Origin of the sequence: uncultured Amnibacterium sp. (assembly GCF_964244015.1) — a bacterium.
Lineage (GTDB): Bacteria > Actinomycetota > Actinomycetes > Actinomycetales > Microbacteriaceae > Amnibacterium.
The window spans coordinates 1-6,003 of the sequence record NZ_CAXTHO010000152.1; the positions used below are offsets into that span (position 1 = coordinate 1).

Here is a 6,003-nt window from a genome sequence, read left to right on the forward strand (position 1 = left end):
ATCAGGGGATTCGGCAGGCGCTCCGCGCCGCCGAATCCCCTGATCCGTGAACACCTACAGCTCCGCGAGTGCCGCCAGGACGCGCGGGAGGCCCTCGACCAGGTCCGGGATGACCAGCACGGCGGAGGTGGCCCGCAGCGCCTCCTCCGCGTACGCGCCCGTCGCGACGGCGACGAACGGGAAGCCGACCGCATCGGCCGCCTCCCCGTCGGCCGGGGTGTCGCCGAGGATCACCGCGGTCGCGTCGCCCAGGTCGGCGAGTGCCGCCGCCGTGAGGTCGCTGCGCCGCAGGTGGTGGTCGCCGAAGTACGAGCGGTCCCAGTCGAACGCGTCGACGTCGAGACCGGCGCCCTGCAGCTTCACCCGCGCCCGGTGGGGCGAGTTCCCGGTGAGCAGCCCGTTCGTCCACCCGGCGGCAGCCACGGCGCGCACCGCCTCGTCGACGCCGGGCGCCGCCTCCCGCCGCCACTCGTCCGTGAGGTAGGCGTCCGACAGCTCGTCCATCCGGGCCGAGACCGCGTCGAACAGCGCGGGGTCGCCGCCCCAGCGCTCGAGGCGCTCGGCGAGGATCTGCCCGTCCGTCTTGCCGTGCTCGACCGCGTGCGGCTCGTCAGGGGCCGGACCGACGCCCGCGACGTCGCGGATGGCGCGGTGGTAGTACGTGCCCGCCCTCGCCGAGTTCAGCAGCAGGGTCCCGTCGACGTCCCAGAGCAGGATCTTCCGAGGCTCGATGCGCACCGACCCATCCTGGCGGAGTCGACAATGGGTCCTCGTGCCCTCCGCCCTGCCCATCGCCGATCCCGCTCCCGCGGACGGCCTGCTGCCGGCATCCGTGCTGGAGGGGGCCGACGACCGGGCGTTCGGCGTCTACCTCCACGTCCCGTTCTGCCGGGTGCGGTGCGGCTACTGCGATTTCAACACCTACACGGCGGACGAGCTGCGGGGCGCGAAGCGCGGCGACTTCGCCGGCCAGGCCGCGCAGGAGGTCGCCTTCGCCGCGACCGTGCTGCAGCAGGCGGGGCTGCCGCCACGACGCGCGAGCACGGTGTTCTTCGGGGGCGGTACCCCGACCCTCCTGCCTCCCGCCGACCTCGTGCACATGCTCGGCGCGGTCCGGGACGCGATCGGCCTCGCGCCGGGCGCCGAGGTGACGACGGAGGCGAACCCGGACTCGGTGGACGCGGCCGGGCTCGCGGAGCTCGCGGCGGCGGGCTTCACCCGCGTCTCGTTCGGGATGCAGTCCGCGGTCCCGCACGTGCTGCGGGTGCTGGACCGCACCCACGACCCCGAGCGCGTCCCGCTCGTCGTCGGCTGGGCGCGGGACGCGGGGCTCGACGTCAGCCTCGACCTGATCTACGGCACCCCGGGGGAGTCGCTCGACGACTGGAGGCGCAGCCTCGACACCGCCCTGGCGCTCGAGCCCGACCACGTGTCCGCCTACGCGCTGATCGTCGAGGACGGCACCGCGCTGGCCCGCCGCATCCGCTCGGGTGAGCTGGCGAGCCCGGACGACGACCTCGAGGCCGACATGTACGAGCTCGCCGACGACCGGCTCAGCGCGGCCGGCTACCGCTGGTACGAGGTGAGCAACTGGGCGAAGGCCGAATCGCAGCGCTCCCGGCACAATCTCGCCTACTGGACCGGCGAGGACTGGTGGGGGGTCGGGCCCGGCGCGCACAGCCACGTCGGCGGGGTGCGCTGGTGGAACGTGAAGCACCCCGCCGTCTACGCGCAGCGGATCGCGGCCGGAGGGTCGCCGGCGGCCGGCCGGGAGACGCTCGACGACGAGACCCGAGCCGTCGAGCGCGTGCTGCTCGAGACCCGCCTCGGCGACGGCATGTCCGTCGAGCGGCTCAGCGCTGCAGGCCGCCGTGCGGTCGCGGGCCTGATCGCGGACGGACTCGTCGACCCGCCCGCCGCGTTCGCGGGGCGCGTGCTGCTGACCCGCTCGGGACGGCTGCTGGCGGACGCCGTCGTCCGCCGCCTCCTGCCGCTCGCTACCGGATGAACCTGATCGACAGGGGGTAGGTGTACGGCTCGCCCCGATTCGCGGCGACGGCGGCCAGGATCGAGAAGACGATCGTGATGATGTAGATCGCGGCGGTCAGCAGGAAGCCCACCAGCACGATCCACAGCACGATCGCGACGATGGCCGCGATCGCCATGGTGATCTGGAAGTTCAGGGTGGTCGCCGCGTGCTGTCGCACGAAGGGGCTGCGGTCCTTGAACACGAGGAAGATGATGAGCGGTCCGAGCCAGCCGATCGTGCCGACGCCGATCACGATGCCGACGAGCGCGCTGAGGTGGGTGAGCGTCGCCCACAGTCGACCGTCGCTCTCGCTCAACGGCTGGGCCGCGGTGGGCTGGTTGTAGGACATGAGGTCGTTCCTGCCGTTCGAGAGGAGTTACTTGATGAGTCGCAGCGCGAACGGGTAGCGGTACGAACCGCCGTTGTTGACCCGCACGGCGGCCACGATGGAGAACACGATCACGAGCACGTAGACCGCGAACTGCACGAGGCCGATCAGCAGCGTGATCAGCCCGAAGAGCAGGCCGATGCCGCTCGGGGCGGCGGCGCCGATCCCGCTCGCGATGGCGCCGATGATCGCGAGCGCGACGATCGCGATGATCGCCGTGATCACGAAGTTGAGCGCCTCGCGGGACTCCTGCTTCACCTTCGGGCCACGCGGGCCGAGGATCAGGAAGATCAGCAGCGACGGCAGCAGACCGAGGACGTTGCCCACGTGGGCGAGCGTCGACCAGAGCTTCTCGTCGGCAGGCGACAGGGGCTGGGCAGCCGGAGGGTAACCGGGCGAAGCAGGCTGGGGGTCCGTCATCGCGGGGCTCCTGTCACTCAGTCGGTGTGCTCGTCACACCGGCGGATGGCGCTCAGGGTATCGACAGGCCGGGAGGCGCCGCCAGACCCGCGCGTCACGCGCGGTAGAATTGGCAGTCAGGTGCAGGGAGTGCCAGGCGGAGGGAGCGCGGTGGTCTCGGAGCGCGGTCTCGACGTCCTGCGGGCCATCGTGCAGGACTACGTCTCCTCCCGCGAGCCGGTCGGATCCCGGACCATCGTCGACCGGTACACGTTCGGGGTCTCGGCCGCGACCATCCGCAACGACATGGCCGCCCTCGAGGAGGACGGCCTCATCGTGGCACCGCACACCTCCTCCGGCCGCGTGCCGACGGACAAGGGCTATCGGATGTTCGTCGACCACCTCGCGGAGGTGCGGGCGCTGACCACGGCGCAGCGGCTCGCGATCAGGACCTTTCTGGAGGAGGGCGCGGACCTCGACGACGTGCTGGCGCGCACCGTGCGCATGCTCGCGCAGCTGACGAACGGTGTCGCGCTGGTGCAGATCCCGGTGGTGCCGCGGTCCTACGTGCGGCACGTCGAACTGGTCGCGCTGTCGCCGAGCCGCGTGCTGGTCGTGCTGATCACCGATGCCGGCCGGGTCGACCAGCGGGTCGTCGAGCTGCCGCAGCCGGAGCAGGACCCGTTCGACGACGTCGCGCTCGCAGAGCTGCGCGCCCGCATCAACTCGGCGCTCGTCGGGCGGTTGATCGCCGACGTCGCGCCCGCGATCGACGCGCTCTCGGCGGAGCTGCCGCCCGCTCGGCGTTCCGCGGTCGAGCGGATCGGTTCGGCGCTCGCCGCGACCATCGACGACCGACGGCAGGACCGCCTCCTGCTCGCCGGCACCGCGAACCTCGCCCGCACCGAACGCGACTTCCCCGGCAGCATCCTGCCGGTGCTCGAGGCAATCGAGGAGCAGGTCGTGCTCATGCGCCTGTTCCGCGAGATGGAGCTGGACGACCGGGGCGTCTCCGTCTCGATCGGCCGGGAGAACCCGCTCGTCGGGCTCGCGGAGACCTCGATCCTCGCCGGCGGCTACCGGTCGTCGGCCGGCGAGGTCGCCCGGCTCGGGGTGCTCGGCCCGACGCGGATGGACTACTCGGGGAACATCGCCGCCGTGCGAGCGGTGGCGCGGTACCTGTCGAAGCTCCTCGGCGAGGAGTGATCACACCGGCCGCACGGCGGCCACGACGACCCGTCGCGCACGTCCGCGGCGACCAGGAGGGCCCACGTGGCTGACCATTACGAAGTGCTCGGCGTCGCCCGCGACGCCTCGTCCGACGACATCAAGAAGGCTTACCGCCGGCTGGCGCGTCAGCTGCACCCCGACGTGAACCCGGGCGCGGACGCGTCCGAGCGGTTCAAGGACGTCACCCACGCCTACGACGTGCTCTCCGACGCGCGGCAGCGGCAGGAGTACGACATGGGCGGCTCCCAGGCGGGCGGCCAGCAGTTCGGCTTCGGGGACATCTTCGAGTCGTTCTTCGGCGGCGGCATGCGCTCCGGCGGCCCGAAGTCGCGGCAGGAGCGCGGGCAGGACGCCCTGCTGCGCGTCGAGGTCGACCTGGAGGACGTCGTGTTCGGCGCCCACCGCGACCTCGAGATCGATACGGCCGTGCTCTGCGACGTCTGCCACGGCGCATGCACCCAGCCGGGCACCTCCGTCGCCACCTGTGACATCTGCCGCGGCAGCGGCCAGATCCAGCGCGCGGTCCGGTCGCTGCTCGGCAACGTGATGACCTCGACCCCATGCACCGTCTGCCGCGGGTACGGCACCGTCATCCCGTACCCGTGCACCAACTGCGTCGGACAGGGCCGGGTCCGCGCCCGGACCACGATCCCCGTCGACATCCCCGGCGGCGTCGAAACCGGCCTCCGGCTGCAGCTCGCCGGCATGGGCGAGGTCGGCCAGGCCGGCGGCCCCGCAGGCGACCTGTACCTGGAGATGAAGGTGCGGCACCACGACGTCTTCAGCCGGGCCGGCGATGACCTGCTCGCGACACTCGAGGTCCAGATGACCGACGCGATCCTCGGCACCACGGCGACGCTCGAGTCGCTCGACGGCCCCGTCGAGATCGAGATCCACCCCGGTGCCCAGAGCGCGGAGGTCATCACGATCCCCTCCCGCGGCATCACCCGCCTCCGCGGGTCCGGGCGCGGAGACCTGCGGATCGGCGTGCAGGTGGTGACGCCGACGAAGCTCGACGCGAAGGCGACGGAGCTGGTCCGACAGCTCGCGGGACGGAACAAGCAGAAGGCGCCGCAGTTCTCCCACTTCCAGCAGGGTCTGTTCGCGAAGCTGCGCGACCGCTTCCTCGGCGTCTGAGGCCGTGGCCCACTTCTACCTCGCCGCGGCGCTGTCGGAGGCGGGTGCGGAGCTGACGGGCGAGGAGGCGCGGCACGCGGCGCAGGTCTCGCGCCTCCGCGTGGGGGAGCGGGTCGTCGTCGGCGACGGCCGCGGTCGGGTCGCGGAGGCGGAGGCGGTCTCGGTCGCGCGGGATCACGTGGAGCTGCGCGTGCTGACGCTCCATGACGAGCCGCAGACCGTGCCGCGGATCGTGCTCGTGCAGGCGCTCGCGAAGGGCGGCCGCGACGAGGCGGCGATCCAGATGGCGACCGAGCTCGGCGTCGCCGCGGTCGTGCCGTGGCAGGCGGCCCGCAGCATCACCCGCTGGGCCGGCCCGAAGGTCGACGCGGGGAGGGCTCGCTGGAGCGCGATCGTGCGGGAGGCGGGCAAGCAGTCGATGCGGCCGTGGGCGGTGGAGGTGCTGCCGCTCGCCACCACCGCGGACCTGGCTGCGCTCGGCGGCACCATCCTCCTCCTGGAGCCGACGGCGGAGACGCGTCTTGTCGACGTGGACCTGCCGAGCGATCGGGACGTGGTCCTGGTCGTCGGCCCGGAGGGCGGTATCGCGCCGGAGGAGCTGGACCGGCTCACCGCAGCCGGGGCGACGCCGGTGCGCATGGGCCCGACGGTGCTCCGAACCTCGACGGCCGGCCCGGCCGCGATCGTGGCGCTGGCCGTCCGTCTCGGCCTCTGGCGCTGACCGGTCGGCGCTTCCCGCTGCGCAGCACTTCGGCAGGCTGTCGTTCCTTCAGCAGGCTGGAATCGCCCGTGACGGCCTGCTGAAGGGCGACCAGCCTGC

The 6,003-nt window shown here is 72.5% G+C and carries 7 protein-coding genes; 4 read left to right on the plus strand and 3 right to left on the minus strand.

All coding sequences use genetic code 11. The features are described 5' to 3' along the window. Positions 1-54: 54 nt before the first annotated feature. On the minus strand, positions 55-738 hold the full coding sequence (locus ACFE67_RS13580) for an HAD family hydrolase (protein WP_375407407.1): 684 nt from the start codon (positions 736-738) through the stop codon (positions 55-57). A gap of 34 nt (positions 739-772) precedes the next feature. Here ACFE67_RS13580 and hemW point away from each other — a divergent pair, with 34 nt between their 5' ends. Beyond that, positions 773-2,008 carry a radical SAM family heme chaperone HemW gene (gene hemW, locus ACFE67_RS13585; RefSeq protein ID WP_375407408.1) on the plus strand — a complete coding sequence of 412 codons (1,236 nt, stop codon included), beginning with the start codon at positions 773-775 and terminating at the stop codon, positions 2,006-2,008. Here hemW and ACFE67_RS13590 read toward each other — a convergent pair. Then, entirely contained in the window at positions 1,998-2,378 is a 381-nt protein-coding gene (locus tag ACFE67_RS13590) for a DUF4870 domain-containing protein (RefSeq protein ID WP_375407409.1), read from the minus strand. The two genes, hemW and ACFE67_RS13590, sit on opposite strands and share 11 nt — an antisense overlap. Positions 2,379-2,405: 27 nt before the next feature. Beyond that, a complete protein-coding gene (locus tag ACFE67_RS13595; RefSeq protein WP_375407410.1) occupies positions 2,406-2,837 on the minus strand; it encodes a DUF4870 domain-containing protein in 432 nt (143 codons plus the stop codon). A gap of 150 nt (positions 2,838-2,987) precedes the next feature. On the opposite strand from ACFE67_RS13595, the gene hrcA reads away from it, so the two are divergent. The 3 genes from hrcA (at position 2,988) to ACFE67_RS13610 (ending at position 5,904) form a co-directional block, all read left to right on the plus strand. Further along, positions 2,988-4,022 (plus strand): heat-inducible transcriptional repressor HrcA, encoded by a 1,035-nt coding sequence (gene hrcA / locus ACFE67_RS13600; RefSeq protein ID WP_375407413.1) that lies wholly within the window; start codon positions 2,988-2,990, stop codon positions 4,020-4,022. Between the two features lie 66 nt (positions 4,023-4,088). After that, the gene (dnaJ, locus tag ACFE67_RS13605) at positions 4,089-5,183 is read left to right on the plus strand and encodes a molecular chaperone DnaJ (RefSeq protein WP_375407411.1); all 1,095 of its coding nucleotides are present in this window, start codon (positions 4,089-4,091) and stop codon (positions 5,181-5,183) included. 4 nt (positions 5,184-5,187) lie between these two features. Further along, positions 5,188-5,904 carry a 16S rRNA (uracil(1498)-N(3))-methyltransferase gene (locus ACFE67_RS13610; protein ID WP_375407412.1) on the plus strand — a complete coding sequence of 239 codons (717 nt, stop codon included), beginning with the start codon at positions 5,188-5,190 and terminating at the stop codon, positions 5,902-5,904. Positions 5,905-6,003 lie beyond the last annotated feature (99 nt).